At 54.6% G+C, this 16,952-nt stretch carries 17 protein-coding genes; 9 read left to right on the top strand and 8 right to left on the bottom strand.

The genetic code is table 11. The annotated features are described in order from the left end of the window. Nucleotides 1-153: 153 nt before the first annotated feature. Nucleotides 154-2,307, bottom strand: coding sequence for an AAA family ATPase (locus DMX12_RS04640; RefSeq protein ID WP_054881515.1), 2,154 nt, complete (start codon nt 2,305-2,307; stop codon nt 154-156). Between the two features lie 519 nt (nt 2,308-2,826). Between DMX12_RS04640 and DMX12_RS29770 the strand changes: the two genes are divergently transcribed. Then, entirely contained in the window at nt 2,827-3,111 is a 285-nt protein-coding gene (locus DMX12_RS29770) for a DUF1524 domain-containing protein (RefSeq protein WP_082438035.1), read from the top strand. A 29-nt stretch (nt 3,112-3,140) separates the two neighbouring features. On the opposite strand, the gene DMX12_RS04650 is transcribed toward DMX12_RS29770, so the two are convergent. Genes DMX12_RS04650 through DMX12_RS04660 form a run of 3 tightly spaced genes read right to left on the bottom strand, consistent with a single transcriptional unit; the run spans nt 3,141 to nt 6,489 of the window. Beyond that, a complete protein-coding gene (locus DMX12_RS04650) occupies nt 3,141-4,046 on the bottom strand; it encodes a plasmid partitioning protein RepB C-terminal domain-containing protein (RefSeq protein WP_054881514.1) in 906 nt (301 codons plus the stop codon). After that, on the bottom strand, nt 4,043-4,936 hold the full coding sequence (locus DMX12_RS04655; RefSeq protein WP_054881513.1) for a ParB/RepB/Spo0J family partition protein: 894 nt from the start codon (nt 4,934-4,936) through the stop codon (nt 4,043-4,045). The genes DMX12_RS04650 and DMX12_RS04655 overlap by 4 nt, the downstream gene beginning before the upstream one ends. After that, the gene (locus DMX12_RS04660) at nt 4,936-6,489 is read right to left on the bottom strand and encodes a recombinase family protein (RefSeq protein ID WP_110676541.1); all 1,554 of its coding nucleotides are present in this window, start codon (nt 6,487-6,489) and stop codon (nt 4,936-4,938) included. The genes DMX12_RS04655 and DMX12_RS04660 overlap by 1 nt, the downstream gene beginning before the upstream one ends. A 122-nt stretch (nt 6,490-6,611) precedes the next feature. On the opposite strand from DMX12_RS04660, the gene DMX12_RS04665 reads away from it, so the two are divergent. Further along, nucleotides 6,612-6,965, top strand: coding sequence for a hypothetical protein (locus DMX12_RS04665; protein WP_054881511.1), 354 nt, complete (start codon nt 6,612-6,614; stop codon nt 6,963-6,965). A gap of 1,031 nt (nt 6,966-7,996) precedes the next feature. Next, entirely contained in the window at nt 7,997-9,253 is a 1,257-nt protein-coding gene (locus DMX12_RS04670) for an integrase domain-containing protein (RefSeq protein ID WP_110676542.1), read from the top strand. A 198-nt stretch (nt 9,254-9,451) separates the two neighbouring features. On the opposite strand, the gene DMX12_RS04675 is transcribed toward DMX12_RS04670, so the two are convergent. Genes DMX12_RS04675 through DMX12_RS04685 form a run of 3 tightly spaced genes read right to left on the bottom strand, consistent with a single transcriptional unit; the run spans nt 9,452 to nt 12,194 of the window. After that, nucleotides 9,452-10,120 carry a hypothetical protein gene (locus tag DMX12_RS04675; protein ID WP_054882003.1) on the bottom strand — a complete coding sequence of 223 codons (669 nt, stop codon included), beginning with the start codon at nt 10,118-10,120 and terminating at the stop codon, nt 9,452-9,454. A gap of 2 nt (nt 10,121-10,122) precedes the next feature. After that, nucleotides 10,123-11,214 carry a hypothetical protein gene (locus DMX12_RS04680; RefSeq protein ID WP_207939749.1) on the bottom strand — a complete coding sequence of 364 codons (1,092 nt, stop codon included), beginning with the start codon at nt 11,212-11,214 and terminating at the stop codon, nt 10,123-10,125. Continuing rightward, the gene (locus DMX12_RS04685) at nt 11,202-12,194 is read right to left on the bottom strand and encodes a hypothetical protein (protein WP_054882004.1); all 993 of its coding nucleotides are present in this window, start codon (nt 12,192-12,194) and stop codon (nt 11,202-11,204) included. The genes DMX12_RS04680 and DMX12_RS04685 overlap by 13 nt, the downstream gene beginning before the upstream one ends. A 277-nt stretch (nt 12,195-12,471) precedes the next feature. Here DMX12_RS04685 and DMX12_RS29775 point away from each other — a divergent pair, with 277 nt between their 5' ends. The 6 genes from DMX12_RS29775 to DMX12_RS04715 all read left to right on the top strand — a co-directional run bounded on the left by DMX12_RS29775 (nt 12,472) and on the right by DMX12_RS04715 (nt 16,533). Next, the gene (locus DMX12_RS29775) at nt 12,472-12,744 is read left to right on the top strand and encodes a hypothetical protein (RefSeq protein ID WP_174446962.1); all 273 of its coding nucleotides are present in this window, start codon (nt 12,472-12,474) and stop codon (nt 12,742-12,744) included. 92 nt (nt 12,745-12,836) lie between these two features. Then, on the top strand, nt 12,837-13,805 hold the full coding sequence (locus DMX12_RS04695) for a DUF932 domain-containing protein (RefSeq protein ID WP_054882006.1): 969 nt from the start codon (nt 12,837-12,839) through the stop codon (nt 13,803-13,805). 79 nt (nt 13,806-13,884) lie between these two features. Next, complete coding sequence (locus DMX12_RS04700) at nt 13,885-14,886, top strand: YqaJ viral recombinase family protein (protein WP_054882007.1); 1,002 nt, start codon at nt 13,885-13,887, stop codon at nt 14,884-14,886. A gap of 90 nt (nt 14,887-14,976) precedes the next feature. Then, entirely contained in the window at nt 14,977-15,873 is an 897-nt protein-coding gene (locus tag DMX12_RS04705) for a hypothetical protein (RefSeq protein WP_054882008.1), read from the top strand. A 57-nt stretch (nt 15,874-15,930) separates the two neighbouring features. Then, nucleotides 15,931-16,143, top strand: a complete 213-nt coding sequence (locus DMX12_RS04710; RefSeq protein WP_054882009.1) for a hypothetical protein — start codon at nt 15,931-15,933, stop codon at nt 16,141-16,143. A gap of 66 nt (nt 16,144-16,209) precedes the next feature. Continuing rightward, nucleotides 16,210-16,533: a hypothetical protein gene (locus DMX12_RS04715; RefSeq protein WP_054882010.1), complete on the top strand. Its 324-nt coding sequence runs from the start codon at nt 16,210-16,212 to the stop codon at nt 16,531-16,533. A 9-nt stretch (nt 16,534-16,542) separates the two neighbouring features. Here the strand turns inward: DMX12_RS04715 and DMX12_RS04720 are convergent, their stop codons facing one another. Continuing rightward, nucleotides 16,543-16,890 (bottom strand): helix-turn-helix domain-containing protein, encoded by a 348-nt coding sequence (locus tag DMX12_RS04720; protein ID WP_054882011.1) that lies wholly within the window; start codon nt 16,888-16,890, stop codon nt 16,543-16,545. Nucleotides 16,891-16,952 lie beyond the last annotated feature (62 nt).

The raw sequence follows: 16,952 nt of genomic DNA on the forward strand, positions 1-16,952 counted from the left end.
AGAGCCCTTTGGTGGTAGCTGCAGGCCAAATGCTATCAGTTGATGCCGAACACGGAAAGATCAGCGCTCATCAATTCCGGGCCATCCGGTCGCTCCCGGTAGAAGGAGCGATCACATACGCGTTGACGCAGCCCTCCCAGAATGCTTGGTTAGCTATGCCATCATCTTGTCGAAGTGAGATTCGAAATTGGTTCTGATGAACACATCCTTAAACCGCGCGACGAAGATCGCCGGATCGATCTCGCCGAAATCAGTGAGGTTAACCGAGTCAGCATGTGATTCACGGTTGATGTATCGGTAAAGCGCTCTGTACTCTGGATTCTCCTCGCTAAGATCAGTCAACGCCTGGCGCAGGCTGTGCGTCTGATGCACGAAGCTAAAGTAGTACTCTAAGATATTGCGCATCATGTTCGGAATCACATTAGGGGAAGTTCGGCCTTGTAACGCGTCCTTGATGGTTTGCCAGAAGGCTTGGTAGTCGTTCTGGATTTCGCGCTCCTCCATGGCCACGACCGAGCTATATTCGGACTTGGTGATCCGGAACATTGCCAAGGATTTTTCTCCGTCATCCTTCAAGAGCTTGACCATTTCGTGGAAGAAGAAAAGGTTGTGCGTCAGGATGATCACCTGCTTGAACCGGTCTCTCGGGATGAGCACCTGCCGCCTGATCAGCGATGCAATATCATAAACATAGTTATGGGAGAGGCTCGATATTGGGTCATCAATGACGATGACGCGATCACGCTTGAGCCTCCCACTAGCTGTGTCCAGCTCGCCATTGCAGACCTCAAGAAAGTAAAGAAACGAGATCAGCGTTTTCTCGCCCTCACTTAGGGTTCTGAACACCCCTTCAGTCTGGCCAGGGCGCTCAAGACGATACTGCGGCACCAGGCCCTCTTCTTTAATCAGCGCGAAGCCCTTCAGGCCCAGCACCCGCAACCAATTATTGATGCTCTCGACCGACTGGTCGATGTTCGTGATAGCCGCCCTGGATTGGGCAATGATATCGCGTTGTGCTTGAATGCGATCCCGCAGAGACTGAACCTCATCCTTGGCGGCCTGGCGTTGGCGCCCCTGCTGCTTATCGACCTTTTCGAATGCCACGAAAGCCGCTTCGCACGAAGCTCTGTACCAGCTCCAGAAGCGTCGCTTGACGTCCTCCTCATGCTGCTTCTTGTTTTTTATCCTCGCATTGATAACGTCGATTTTCAGTTGCTCAGCCGCGATCTCACTGTTCAACTCGGCTACCAATGTTGCAGTGGACTCCAGCGTAACCGTGAGGGATGGACTGGCGAGCTTCGTAGCAAGGGATTGCAGGTTCTTCTGGAACACAGCGTGAAGCCTGGTGATACGGAGCTTTATGGCTTGCAGCTGATATTCCGGAGCCTCGCACCTTCGCAGGAATTGATCCGCCGCGTCTCGGTATCGGCTTTCGAGTTGTTGCAGCAAACCAAGGCGCTGCTCATAGGTCTTATCGAAAACTTTACGAATTTCAGCATAGAAATCCTGCGGCAAGGGCTGCTGGCATAGTGGGCACTGGTTTTTTGCCTCGACCTCATAGCGCAGTGCCTGCTTAACCCAATCCGAATTTCCCAGTTGCTGAATGAACGCAGAAAGGTAGGAGTCGCCTGACCCAGTGATGACTTCCTGCATGATCGGATCGGTTTCTAGCTTACCCGCTTGGAAGGTGATTGAAGCGATTCCGGGCAGCTCCTGATCACTGGCCTCGTTAAGTTCTGCTGCCTCGCTGAGCAGCCCCTGAGCGGTGTCAGTGGTTTCCACAAGCTGGACGCGTCGGACTGCGTCAAGTAAACGCTCTTTGGTGTTGAGCGACCTGAAGCAGTAGGCCAAAGCAGTGTTATCGAAGTCACGCTTAGGCTTCCATACATTGTCCAGCAGCGCCTGATGAGCTTGCTCCTGGGCCTTCTTGCAGTTAACGCCCTTTTCCATTTCAGAATCATGGGCGATCGTCAATTCAGCGATTGCTGTCTCGGCCGCTGCCAGGGCAGCTTCCGCCTCAATGTTGCCCTCATTGAGGGTGAAGACCCCTGGCTGGGATGCGGCTTCATGGAAATTTTTCTCCATGAATGCATAGTTGTAGACTAGGACCTCCCGGCCAACCTTTACTGGCTCCACTCCGCAAACGCTGTAGCAGGCCTCAGCAGGGGCCTGAAGGAAGTTACTGATAGTGGTCTTGCCCGTCCCATTATGGCCATAGAACAGACTCACGCGCTTGAGCGGGGCAATGGACACCGCTGAGTCTGGAGAGTAGCTGGAGACGTTGCGAAGCAGAATTTTTTCAATCATGCGGCAATCCTTGGCGTGAGCAAACCCAGCTCAAAGATAAACGGAACATCTGTGATAGCATAGTGACACTTCGCTAACTGATCGGTCTCGCAGGTTACTTACCCTATGCCAAGGGTAACTCCGGTGCGGACTCTAGCCGTCACGAGAGGCTAGGATCGACCCAAACCGCCGATTGCGACAGGCAACTACCGGCCAAAAGCTGCTCGTAACGAACGCTGCATTCGACCCAGCGCAGTCCTTCATCACGTTCGACTACAGCTGATGGGGATCGGTGAATTTCCGTAACGCCTGCATCAGCGCACGTTATTCAGACCGGCTGGATACCGCAAAAACCTGTTCGCTGCTAACGGAACTCGAGGGCGGTTTACGGCTATCCGTTAAATGCGAAGAGCCAGAAGTACCAGACCTATCAGCACTTGAGATAGACCATATTTTACCGCGGAGTTGAAACGTCCCACTGGCCGCTGAAAGAAGGCAGCGTGGCAGCCGACAGCGACGAGTCACGAGTCGGATATCGAAATGATAATGCGCTCTTGCGGCACATTGACGCCCTGGCAGCTCATGATTAGTGAACAGCATGAGAGCATCCCGATGCTAGGCAACTTGACGCTGCTGAAGCTCAGCGTCAAAAGGACGGCGCAACACTGCGATTTCGCGGCGAAAGGCGACAAGCTGATGTCAATGCCAGCCTTGGTTTCAATGTCCCCACTAATTGCTACTTCTGCGTGGAACGAAGCCGCGATTTCAGCCAGAGCCCATGCCCTCGCCAACATGGCACTGACGATATGTCCCAAAAGCGAATGATGACCTCCCTCTCAGCACAGCAGGTAGGTTTATTCACGCTCCAGACTGCGAGCATCTGCGGTGACCGCCTCCACAACTCCGGCCAGCTCCCGCACCAGGTCAGGCTCGAAGCGCTCCAGGTAAGCTGCGATAGTCTGATTGCGCAGCATGCGAGACACATAGCCCTTGGCAACCACGAGTACTAACATGGTTTCGCCGAGCGTGTCCTCAACCAACCGGTAGTCGTGGTAGAGCTTTTCCATCTCCCGCTCCATGCGTGCAATGTCTTCAGCAGTCACGCCCTCACTGACTTTCTTTGCCTCGACCAGCTGTTCAGGACGCGTTGCGGCCAAAACCATTTCGGCGTAGCGCCCAGTAAAACAGTTGGCCGAAATCATCATCTCGACTAATTCTATTTGGCGCATTGGCTTCATCTTGCGCAGCACGCGAAAGACCGCCTGACTGACCATTCGCGTTTTCAGCATCTCAGCGACTTCCGGCGCAATCCCGCGCAGCAAATGCTGGCGCTCGCGGATGCGTCCAACGTTGACGCTCAAGACTTCGGCAATCCGCTCGGCGGTCGTTCCTTTGCGAATGGCCTCCAGAATCATCTTGTGCTCTTGAATTGGGGTAAGTCGGTTGATCTGCCGGTTGTAGGTAAATCCTTCGTCATCTGTCGCCAACAGGCACAACGCGTCTTTTGCTCCCAGCTGTACGAGCGCAGCCAGTCGCAAATGACCATCCAGCAACAGATAACGGGGTTCCTCTCCCACACCGTGTACAGGCTCGGGATGCACCGCGAGCGGTTCGACCACCCCCAGCTCGCGGATGGAAGCTAAAATCGCCGCATACTTGACGGAGGTCAGCATATCGTGGGTGACTTGGCGAGAGGGTAGGATCAGCGGTAGGCGGACGGTAATCAAATCAGGCCCAAAGGCACGCTTGACGACAGTCATGCGTCCCCCTGAATACGCTCGGCCAATACCTGCGGCATATCATCAATGCCTTCGCTGTGTAACATTGACCGAAAAAATTCATCGGCTAGTAACCGACGTAATGCAGTCACGACGAATAGCAATCGTTGCTCGCTGATGTCTGCCTTCTTCACCATTAGGCGCTGACGGCGCACCTCAGTTTGATAGGCAGTCAGCAACTGGCGGGGAGTGGTCATGCGCTCGCCTCCCTGATGCTTACCATAATCTTTCCCAAGAACGCGTCGACGGTCGATCAGACGGCGTACCTTGATGAGTTCATCTCCTTTCAGCAGCCCACTTTCATAGGCCTCGACCATGGCGGCCTGGACCTGGGAATCGTCAGACCGTGCCACATGGATCGCGACTTTGATCGGTAGCCAGCCCTTTTCGACGGCAGCAATCAAACGCTCCTCTCCTTGCCTTAACAAGATCAGAATGCCGCCGACATAGGCACGGTCCAAGCAGGTTTTCTGGGCAATCTGCCTAATGGAGTAGCCACGCTCGTGCAGTACGTTTATCGCCATCAGCAAGTCGCGGTTCGAGTGCTTGCGCCGCGCCAGATTCTCTACCAAGCTGATGAGATAGCGGTCCGCCTCAGCTGCCGTCACCACGACCGCTGGAATCGCCGCCTCCCCCAGGACCTTGAAGGCTTCGAAGCGCCCCTGTCCACAGATCAGGTCGAAACTCGAACCGTTGCGGGTCACCGTGATCGGTCGTTTCAACCCCAGACTCGCAATGTTTTCTACCAGGCGTGCAAACACTTGTTGATTGCGACTACGCGGGTTGAGCACGCGAATATCCGCGAGTGGGATCTGCGCAATTGGTGCCGCCTGAGCCACATGAAGTGCAAGATGCTCTCCCGATGCAGCCATTACGCAGCGCTCCCCAAGGGTATACGTCGACTCAGGGCCGCCAGGATGTCCAAGCTGTCGAACCGGTAGAGTTCGAATTCACGCGGATTAGTATCTCCCAGACGCAGGTGAGGGGCCGCCAAATCGATCATGGGAAAGAGGTAGTAATCAAGCACCTCCTTCTCACCGGGGAGCATGCGAACAGCGACCGTCAGGTCAGGTAACAAACCGAAGTCGAAGCGTAGCTGCCAACGTCTGCGCGGCGACTCTGAGCATTGACAGCGGCAGAGCACCACCGAGATCGAGAACTCATCATTAACCCAAACCAGTTGGGTCTTGGGATCGACCGAGATGTGTCCACCGACAAGACGAATGCGCTCCTGCGTGTCGACCAAGATGTGCGGATACAGCTCTCGCAGCCGACGATTGGCCTCCAGAAAGCTGTAGTCCCGTGCGGGGGAATAGCCAATCAGGCTGTAGCTGCGTAGCAGACTACCAAAGCGCTGGCGATAACAACTGCTGGAGGGGCAATCCTCTTGCTCATCAATGATCAACCCAGACAGACAACCTCGCTCCGCAAATAGTTGCTTCAGCGTCGCCAGCATTTGCTCGTCAGTCCAGTGCCGTGACCGCGCTCGGATGATGGCCTGTGCCGCGAGAAACAAAGCGTGGTCGACCACAGAGGAGAAGGCACCGTCGGCCCGCACCAACTGATCAACCGGATTGGAAGTTCGGGGCTGTTTCAGTTTGCCAGACGTGCGATTCCAGACATTGTTACCGATGTATTTTTCGTTGATCAGGACCTGATGCACTACGCCCCGTGACCACGGTCGCTGGAAGTCTGTAAGCAGTCCACGCCGATTCAGTTGAGTTGCAATTTCAGCTTCCGTTCGACCTTCCCTGACAAAGGCCTGGTAAATGTCTTGAACGACCTGTTGTTCGGACTCCGGACCTGGCGTAAGAATCACCCGATCCGTCTGAAGGCTTTTGTACTCTCCCCGATCCAAGATTGCTTTAGGCTGCCCTGTCTGATCGACAAGTTGACGACGCAATCCATATCCAGCCGGGCCACCTTGTCGGTATCCCAGCTGGATCAAGCGCGACTGCCCCGCAAACACCTTGACGGATAGCTCACGGCTGTACTCACCGGCCATCATGCGTTTAACACTCTTGATGATGCTGGACACCGGTGAGCCATCGTTAACGAACTGTTCGGCGCAATATTCGACCCTGACACCCGCCTGCCGACATCGAACTTCGTAGCTGGCGCTAACATCAGGGTCCTGAAAGCGCCCCCAGCGACTTACGTCATAGACCAGAACTACAGAGAACTCGGACTGACCCGCGTCGACATCTCGAAATAGCTGCTGGAGAGCTTCCCGACCATCCAGGCTCAAGCCACTTTTACCCGCGTCGGTGTACACCCGGACGATCTCCAGCTCATGTGCTGCCGCATAAACGCGAATGGCATCCAGCTGATTTTCAGTGGAGTACTGCTGGTGCTCCGTCGACATGCGGACATAGGCAGCAGCTCTATTGCCGCCCTCGGTCGTGGATAGATGTGATTGTCTCATTTCTTGATCGATGCCCCCTCAGCGACTTGGGGTCGACACCCATGCCAAGCCGTAGACTGCACCACACCTATCGGCCTACATCAGATGCGCTACTCACGAATATAAAGAGGAGATACGGAAAGATGATCGCGAAAATGGGTAATTCATTTCCAATCTGTGCACAAACCTACGCCAATGCCGTAGCTGCTGCCTTACGCACCGAATTGGGCACGTCACATCGCGCAATCAAGACGCTGCGCCACTGGACCGACGCCAGTGAACGCACGGCTAAACACTGGCTGGCGGGTAGCCATGGTCCAAGCGGCCTTCATTTGATTGAATTAATGCGGCATTCTGACCATGCGCTCCAGGCAGTGCTTGAATTGGCACAGCGGAACTCGTCCGTGGCAGTGGTCTGGCTTCCCGCTTTGCGCGAGCGCTTGCTTGACGTCGCGGAAATGATCGAGGCTTGCCTGGGTCCTGGCAGCGCTCACTGACAGCCCTTTGCAGAGGCCTTCTCCGACTCGCAAGTGGGACACAATAGGATTACGGTTAGAAGCTCTTAGCAGAGTGAATCGCCCTGGGTTTTGTGGGCACTTCTGATTGCCTGCTTCTGGCCGATTTTTGCCTTTCACAGCATGATCATCGGTCAACAATCAACAAACCAGTTGTAAAAACGGTATCCCGCGCTAACCGACACAGCACATGTACCCAGCGTCAATAGAGGCCACTGTCCTTCGACACCAAGCCACCACTGCACCTTGAACAGAAGAGCTCCCACCAACACGCAGGCGAGAACACCAAGAGCCAGACCAACCAAAGCGAACAACCAAGCCCCTAAGCCTGGGTTTCCGCCGTGCCAGTTCTCACTCAGACAAAAGGGGCAATGATTGGATGAAGGCGAATATCCCCAGAAACCACGGCTATATGACGCTCTCGGAACCATCGCTTTGCCACAGTTGTGGCAGGTAACCATCGAGTGTCTCATACCGCACCTCAGCTCAAATCGTCCTAGATGAACCCATGGTGCGCTACTGCGGAAAAACCCCAACTGCGAGACCTGACATCTACCCAGCACCTGGTCTGAGCTAGGCTCAAACCTTCCTGGCCAGATAATCGAGGTTATGCTGTACTCGAGTGACAGTGTGAATGCTCCCCAGTGGTTGAGCTGGCCTCGACGTTCGCAAAACGATAATTCAGGACGCCAGTTCAACTCCTAAAAGAGCCGCTCATCGGAAATAAGTTCAGGGGGGCACCGATGGGGGTACTTAGTAAGAAACCATTGAATAAAGCTAGCTAAAACAATAGTTTAGTAACGCATTTAAAATCCCCCCGGCTCCACCAAACTTACATCTAAAGACGTCCACGGACGTCTTTTTTTGTGCCTGAAAACCAGTAAATACGGGGCTTTCAGCGCCATCTGCGTCCACGGACATCCATGAGCAGCCACGCTTTCTGGCATTCCAAATGGCATTCCAAGCCCATAAGTGCTAATTTTTGGAATGCCAAATCCCATCCTGGAATGCCAATGTGCGCACAAGCTACTCGCCTCTCTGAGCTCAAAATCAAATCTGCCAAGCCTTCTGAAAAGGACTACGTCCTGTTTGACGGCGGCGGACTTCAAATGCGAGTGAGAAGCAATGGCTCTAAGCTATGGAACTTCAACTATCGACACCCCGTGACGAAGAAGCGGATCAACATGGGCTTAGGTACCTTCCCTGAAGTCTCGTTAGCGCAGGCACGAAAGGGCTCCATTGCAGCGAGGGAAGTACTTGCCCAAGGCCTCGATCCTAAAGAGCAACGAGATGTAGTGCTGCAAGCAAAGCAAGCTGAAACTGAGTACACATTTCAGAATGTTGCGACGTCCTGGTACGAACTGAAGAGGGATGCAGTGACACCAGCTTATGCCGAGGACATCTGGCGCTCGTTGACGTTGCACGTTTTTCCGGATTTGGGCACCACACCGATCTCAGCCATCAGCGCACCACAAGTCATCAACCTGCTTCGGCCACTCGAAACCAAAGGTAGTCTTGAAACAGTTAAACGGCTATCACAGCGACTCAACGAGATCATGACCTACGGGGTCAACTCGGGACTGATTCACGCAAACCCGCTTAGTGGGATTCGATCCGTCTTCAAGAAGCCGAAAAAGAAGAATATGGCGGCGCTTGCTCCCGATGAGCTGAAAGAACTCATGGTGGCAATTGCCAATGCCAGCATAAAAAGGACCACGCGCTGCCTTATCGAATGGCAGCTCAACACCATGACCCGCCCAGCAGAGGCAGCCACCACTCGCTGGGCGGACATCGACTTCGAGAAGAAGATCTGGACGATTCCTGCTGAGCGCATGAAGAAACGCCGCATACATATCGTGCCGCTCACAGATCAAGCACTGGCACTGCTGGAGGCAATCAAACCATACAGCGGACACCGGGAGTATGTATTTCCTGCCGACCGAGACCCTCGAACCCATTGCAACAGCCAGACCGCCAACATGGCGCTAAAGCGCATGGGCTTCGAAGGTCGGTTGGTGAGCCATGGCATGCGCTCAATGGCTAGCACTATTCTCAACGAACACGGCTGGGATCCTGAGTTGATCGAGGTTACGCTTGCCCACGTAGATAAAGACGAGGTCCGCAGCGCCTATAACCGAGCCGAATATATAGAACGCAGACGTCCAATGATGGCCTGGTGGAGCGAACACATCCAACAGGCTGCTACCGGCAACCTATCTGCGTCGGCAATCAGAGAAATTCGAGATAAAAACGTTGTTTCGATACGCTGATCAAAGGGCCTCCTACCGAGAGGAGCCAAGCCCCTCCCGATCTTTGCTTGAAATTCAACCTTTGGATAGGAACCGCACGGCCATAGATTTTCTCTGAGTATGCCAAAAGCGAAACAGGAACGAGCTCATTGGATTCACTCAAACTTTCAAGGGAAATAAATATAGCCCTGGAGTAATACCAGATCATCCCTAGCTGATCTAGCGTTTCGCCTGCAGGGCGTTCTCGATACTGCTCAAGATAAATGGCGTGAGTGGGCCGCTGATCTTACAGGCGGCTGAACGTGAAAACCCTATCTGGCCTTTAACTCCTTTGTAGACGACTTCATAGGAGGCAGCTTCAACTAGGAAATCAGCTAACCCCAGTAGTTTCACATTCTCTGTATTGATACCCTCTTTGGATGCCAACTCAATCCGAGCGAGCGAATTGGCTCTAGGAATCGCTCCTGAAACTTTCAGGCTGTTTAGGGTTTTGCTAGTGGCTTTTTCCAAGGCCGCCTGTACCAACCTGTCACTGATGACGATCTGCTCACAAGCAAAGCCAAACCCCACAGCAGCCTCCAGCGCGTTCAACATTTCACGTATTGACCTTGCTGGACTCTCAATCCGGAAGATGGTGAAGCCCTCGTTGAGGACAGTAACATACTGGGAGTTGACGGTAGCGACCTGCTGATACTCATAATTCCCATCACTATCCAGGCGGACAGCATTGATAGTAGATGGCCAGATATAGCGAAAGGTCGACTCGCTTGCGTCGCACAGAAAGCCTGTTGTGCTGGCATTGTCGTAACCTACGTCTCGTAGTTTGGTGAAGAACTCAGCCACAGAGTAGGGTAGGCGAACCTGATACCACTTGTAGCGTGAAATCATAGTTACTCATCTCCTTGAGTGCATTCAGCCCTAAGCTTCTGCATCTGTTCACGTGCAGTTTTCTCAATCAACCTGGACATTGAGTCAATCTCAGCTTTCAAGGGCGCGCGCCTTTTGCCTAGTTTGCCATCTACGTATGGGTATACAGACTTGATCAGGATCGAGAAGTCTGTGCAGCTTATTGGATCTGCAAACAAAACCTCCACGCTAATTACATCTCCATTGCCAAGGACTCGCTGCGCAGTCCAACACATCTTGAATATATAGAATGCATCTTCATGTACAAGATCAAGAAGCAAGGAAGATCGTGTTATACCATTACCTTTGAGCAATACTTTTTCGATATGTGTTTCGTGCTCATCAGAGGCTAGCCCCTCATCGTCGGCGTTTATCTTCGGCTTATATACATAAACGTCTGAAACATCGCGACGACTGAAGCCCTCTAGGCTTGTACTGAGTTCAATAAAGAAACGCGTTCTCATCTTTGGATCAATCACGTCATACAGGTTTACCGTGACGCGCTCAATTTCATCGGGTACTACCGAGTCCACCTTCGCTACAATTTCATCCCGCACAGAGCTCATAAATTCGTTCTGTGCGTTGTTGATCAAATAGCCTTCAGCAGTCTTAATAAACTCGACAACCCCATCTTTTATCTGCTGCTGCGCAAATTCAGTTTTCTTGTAATCAATGAGTGAATACTGGATCCTCAGAGAAAAATCATTACCACTCCTAACAATATGTGCGATATCTCCATTGGCAACGATTTGCTTCTTGATCTCTTCAAGAGCGAACTTAAGCTCCTCGGGATCAATGGTACCAACAAGATCCATAGAGGTAGTGCGCTCCCTTCGAGGAAGAATGCCCAGTTTCTCCGATATGATCTTGTGGTCGTAGTAGTCATGAGGAAGACGAGAGAAATACTCAGCCAGATCGTCTCTCGGAGTCTTTTTGGAGACAATCATGTTGCGGCGCTCGAAGAGCACGGCCAAGGTGGGGGAGTCCACCCGATGCTGAATCAGAGCATCGAAGACATTTTTGTCCGACGCATAGTACATGGCTGGGCCGAAAGTCCTTTTCTTCAATTGCGCCACCCCATCCAACCTGGATTATACGAGTCAGTCACTGCAGTCACCGCCTCAAAGCTGATCGCGTTAAGAACGGTTTCCCGAATCGGATCGAAGCCCCAAGCCTTGGCGTATCTCTCTTTAGCGGCTTTGAAGTTCGCTACCATCTGAGGGTCGGTACTAGGCACTGTGACCCGAATCTGAACTGACTTGCCAGACTCCAACATCTGATATCGCGACAGACTGTCCAAAAAATATTCGAACTCAGTATGCGAGGCGCCCGGGCGATTGTAGTACACCACGTAACCTGGTTCGGTCTTGTCCGTACCTTTGTGCTGGACAATCAAGTAAGGGCTGGTAAGCGCTTCAATAGTTGCCGGTTGTCCCCACACGTCCCCCTGCCGCCGACGCAATACTAGGTCAGGATAGTAAAAGGTGTACTCACTGGACATCTTCTTCTGACTCGTCAGGCGAATCATATCGTTGGCAATAGTAAAGAGACGATTGATGTCATGCGGCCCAAGGTAGTGAAGATAGACATTGGGCGGTATCGAGATTGAGTCAAAGCCAATTTTTTCAATCAGACTGTAAAATGGTTTCTCATAACCGTGATCATGGTTGTGCACGAAGAGAAGCCCGCGAACTTCATAGTTGCCGCAGTCAGTAATTGCGAAAGTATTTCGCCAGGAGTCTGAATCCCTGGCGCACTCGACGGTGATCGCCAAAGACTTGAAGGCGTCGCGCAGCTTTTGCTTGCCGATGCTTTCTTTTTTGTAGGCTTTGAGGTCGGTGTGCAAGTAGATCGTACTGCCGAGGTAGGGGTCTTCATAGTAGAAGATGGCATCGCCAGGGTGTTTTGTCTTCGGCTTGTCGTCGCTACCCAGGTGAGAAGGACAGTGGCAGTCAAAATTCTCGTTCCACTTGCCCTTCATCTGCCAAAAGAAGCTGCTGAAGATATCGACTGAAAGCTTCTCGGCAATCTCACCAACGTTTACGGTTTCCGACATGGCTCCTCCTAAGCAATCGATCCTGGCTCTCAGACCAGAGAATGAGGAGCCAGCATAACAGGATCAAAGGCGTGTAGAAGCCCGCTGCCACTACTTCGCATTAAGTCGATTAATTGCGCTTAACCAATACCCTCACTGTAGGCCTAACTTAAAAATCCGACTCGAAAAATACTTAACACTACATAACCACCTTGACTACACCATCAAGGAGGTTCGCCCCATGTCATTGCAGTGTCCTCGCTGTCATTCCCCCAAAGTCGCTTCTTTCCATCACGCCATGAAAGTCGGCGCGGCCATCGGCACCGTGGGTGGTGCTGCGCGCGGCGTCAGTGCTGCGCTAGCTGGAGGCCAAGCGGGCGCGCTTATTGGCGCTATCGCCGGCCCTGTCGGTATCACACTCGGTTCGGTATCGGGTGCCATCCTCGGCGGGTTGGCCGGCGGTGTCGGCGGCTGTGCTCTCGGCGCCCAACTGGGTGAGTCGCTCGATCGCCACGTCCTAGCCCACAACCTCTGCTTGCTATGTGGTCACCGCTTCAACCTCCCGACCTAACCAAGTCAACTTCCCTTCTATTTATTACGTCCGGACGGTGCTGCGCTCTGCGTGGCGCTTTATGCCGGCTTGCACCTAAAGGAATTACAACCATGGCTCATCTCATCGAAACTATGGCCTATGCTGGCGAAACTCCCTGGCATGGCCTGGGCAATCAGCTCACTCAAAAGCAACCCATCGAAGTTTGGCAACGCGAAGCCGGCATGGACTGGGCGATCCAGGAAAGCCCCGTCCTCTTCAAATCAGAGACCGTCGGCCACCTGGGCGCGATCCATTCCTTCCCCGAGCAGAAGGTGCTCTTCCGTTCGGACACCAAAGCACCGCTGTCGGTGGTTTCCCAGCGCTACCACACCGTGCAGCCTCGGGAAGTTTTGGAGTTTTATCGTGACCTCACCGAGGTCTCCGGCTACGCGCTGGAGACTGCGGGGGTACTCAAAGGTGGTCGCAAGTTCTGGGCGTTGGCGCGTACCGGTCAAGGTGCTGCGCTCAAGGGTAACGATCAGGTCAACGGTTACCTGCTGCTGGCCACGTCCTGCGACGGCACCCTGGCCACCACGGCAACACCCACTACCGTACGCGTGGTCTGCAACAACACCTTGACCATCGCCTTGGACGGCACCAGCCGCGCGATCAAGGTGCCGCACAACACCCGCTTCGACCCGAAGGCAGTAAAGAAGCAGCTCGGAATCGCCGTCTCGCAATGGGACGACTTTATGTACCGCATGCGTGCGCTGGCCGAACGCAAAGTGCAGTGGCATGAGGCGCTGGGCTTCTTTATGAACGTGCTGTGCGAGACCAATCCGACCGGCGCACTGCCAGAGGTACTGCCCAATGAACGTGCCCTGCGAAAGGTTCAGGAGCTGTACGAAGGTCGCGGCCGAGGCAGTCAGCTGAACTCGGCTCGCGGTACCGCCTGGGGCCTGCTCAATGCCGTAACTGAGTACGTCGACCACGAACGTCGCGCCCGTAGCAATGAGTACCGCATGGACTCGGCGTGGTTCGGCCAAGGGGCCCAGATCAAACAACGTGCGCTGGACACCGCACTGCAACTTGTCGCCTAACCGGTTACTTCCTCCACCCCATAACGCCCGATCAGCCTGGTTGCTGATCAGGCGTTTGTATTTCTGCAAGGTGAACGCTATGAACGCTACTCCGTTGCGCAGCACTAGCAAGGCTCGTCCAGCGCTGCGCCTGATCAGCACCAAGGACCTGCCTCGTGAAGATTGGCTCGCGGTGCGCAAGCAAGGCATCGGCAGCTCGGATGCTGCCGCCGCCGTCGGCCTCAATCCGTACAAGTCCCAGCTGGAACTGTGGCTGGAGAAAACCGGTCGAGATGCATCACTTCCCAAGCTCGACCCGCAGGATGATGAGAGTCCAGCCTACTGGGGCAATGTGCTGGAGCCCATCGTGGCCTGGCATTACAGCAAACGCAGCGGCAACCGGGTACGTCGTATCAATGCCGTACTGCAGCATCCGAATCCCGAGTTGTCCTGGATGCTAGCCAACATCGACCGCGAGGTAATCGGCGCAGACGACGTGCAGATCCTCGAATGCAAGACCGCCGGCATAAACGGGGCACGCCTCTGGAAGGAAGGCGTACCCGAATATGTAGAACTGCAAGTGATGCACCAACTCGCAGTCACCGGCAAGCAGGCGGCAGATGTGGCGGTGCTGCTCGGCGGTCAGCACCTGGAGATCCATCGCATCGAGCGAGATGAGCAGATGATCGCCCGCCTGATCGAACTGGAGCGTAAGTTCTGGAACTACGTGGAAACCGATACCCCGCCGCCAGTCGACGGCAGTGCATCGGCCGAGGCGGCTTTGCGCTGCTTGTACCCGGAGGACAACGGTCAGACCGTCGACTTCAGCGGCCATGCAGGATTGGCTGCGGCCTACTTAGAGCTCAAGGCCGTGCGCCAATCCATCGGCGAGAAAGAAACGCGCGAGGCCCAACTCAAGCAGATGCTGCAGCAAGCCATCGGCGAGGCCACCCGAGCGGAGTTCTCCAGCGGATATATCAGCTGGAAGAAATCCAAGGGCAGTACCGTGCTCGATGTCGAGCGCCTACTGAAAGAGAAACCTTACCTGCAGGTTCGCTACGCCAAAACCAAGGAAGGCAGTCGCCGCTTCCTGATCAACTGATTCCGCTACCTCTCACTTCCCTCCACCTTGGCCAGTCCATTCAGTTCGCCCTGTGTGGCTGGCCTTTTTTTCATTTCCAGGAGAACCATCATGTTGAAAGGCTTAGCCCTGACGCCCCCTTTGCTCGGACGCATCTCCATCGGCAAAGTCATCGAGAAAAACGGTAAACGCCTGCCGGAGAAAGATGATCAGTTCACCATCACATCCCAGGTGCAAAGCAGGGATGGCTGGCTGCTACACCCACTCAACGACGAACTGCGCCCGAGTAAGGAAGACAAGCTGCGCAGCATTCCTGTACGCCTATTGTTCAACGAACCGGAACTGAATTTCCGGGCCGACTACACCCTGTTCGACCGGCAGTCTGGCAGGCCGTTGTGCGTGGGCAATGGCGAGACCTGCAAGCGTGCCACTCAAGACGGCATGCAGTCACTGCCCTGCCCCTCGCCAGATGCGTGTCCATTGGCCAAAGGGGGGGCCTGCAAGCCTTATGGTCGGCTGAACGTACTCATCGGTGATGACGATCCGCTGGGCAGCTTCGTGTTCCGTACCACCGGCTTCAATAGCATCCGCACTCTGGCCGCTCGGCTGCATTACTTCCAAGCCATCTCGGGCAAGCGCCTGGCCTGCCTGCCGCTGGAACTGCGTTTGCGCGGCAAGTCCACCCGGCAAAGCCACGGCACGCCGATCTTCTACGTCGATATCACCGTGCGCAGCGGCATGAGCATGGAGGAAGCATTGTTCGCCGCTCGGCAGCTCGATGAAGCCCGGCAATCTGCGGGCTTCGATCAGGCCTCATTGGACAGCGCAGCGAAGCATGGGCTCGGCAACGGGGCGTTCGAGGACAGTGAGGAAGACGGTGGCGCCGTGATCGAGGAGTTTTATTCGAGCACGGATGCCGCCACCGGCGCTGCCCAGAGTGACGAACCGCAACCGGCACCCAACTCACTCGCGGGCAAGCTGGAAGCGCTCGCCTCGCACGCCAACTGATACCACTCCTGCCTGGACTGAATGCATCGGCCAGGCAGGCTCTTTCGGAGAGCCGTCATGACCCTGCTTCGATTTCTATTCTGCCTATTCATTTTCATCGGGGCGCTGGCTGCAGCAGGCGTACTGGTGCTGAGCATTCTGCTAATGCTGCGTTTCCCGCCGTTGCTGGTCGCCGTAGTCCTTGCGTGCTGGATTCTGAACCGCCTGTGCAAGCTGCTGCGCGCATCCGGCCAGGACAATCCCACGAGAAGTCCCACATCGCAGGGGTGACCTCAGCAACCTTTATGAGCGGCCAGACAGGGAATGGCCGCACTTAACCCATCAGGAGAATGAACGATGATCAGACAATGTTTGATCTGCGACTCAAGAGCCGTCCTGACCCAGGAGGCCGCAAGAGGCATTGCCCTGCTGGCCGGCCTGGCCGATGGCGCGCTACGAGGAGTTCAGGACACGAATCAGGGCACGCAGGATCGCCTCGGATACAACTCGCTACTGAGTGGGCTGGCCGCCATCGCACCGACTTACCCATCGGCGCTGCGATTGGCTGAGGATGTCGCCAAATATCACTTCGCAGGCTTCGACTGTCTGTGCCTGCGCTGCGGCGCTTTATTCGGTGAAGCGGTGAAGGAAGCTTCTGAGCAAGCGCCTCAGCCGCCGTAAAATAGCAACTCAGTCACGACCGAGCCGGTCAACAAGACGCTCCACCACACCCATGACGAGTGCGCGGTCATCCGTATCCAGCGTGGACAGCAAATCGTAGAGCCTGCGCGCCTGGTCTTCTGGGCGTGAACTGCCCGCCGTCAGCAAGTCGGCGGTTTCACAGCCAAAAATTTCCGCCAGTTCGACCAAACGCTCGATGTTAGGCATGACGATCCCACGCTCGATACGGGATACGGCCTCGCTTCCAATCCCAAGCTTTTCCGCAACCTGCTCCTGACTCAGCTTGCAACGAGACCGCTGGCGAGCAATTGCTTGACCAACAAGCTCCGCCAGCTGCTTCGATTCGGTTTTTGACATGCCACCCTCCAATTCAACTTGGATGGTTGGTCATCAACCTATTGACATGAAGGACTTACCAA

It is taken from the genome of Pseudomonas sp. MB-090624, from assembly GCF_003205245.1.
GTDB lineage: Bacteria > Pseudomonadota > Gammaproteobacteria > Pseudomonadales > Pseudomonadaceae > Aquipseudomonas > Aquipseudomonas juntendi.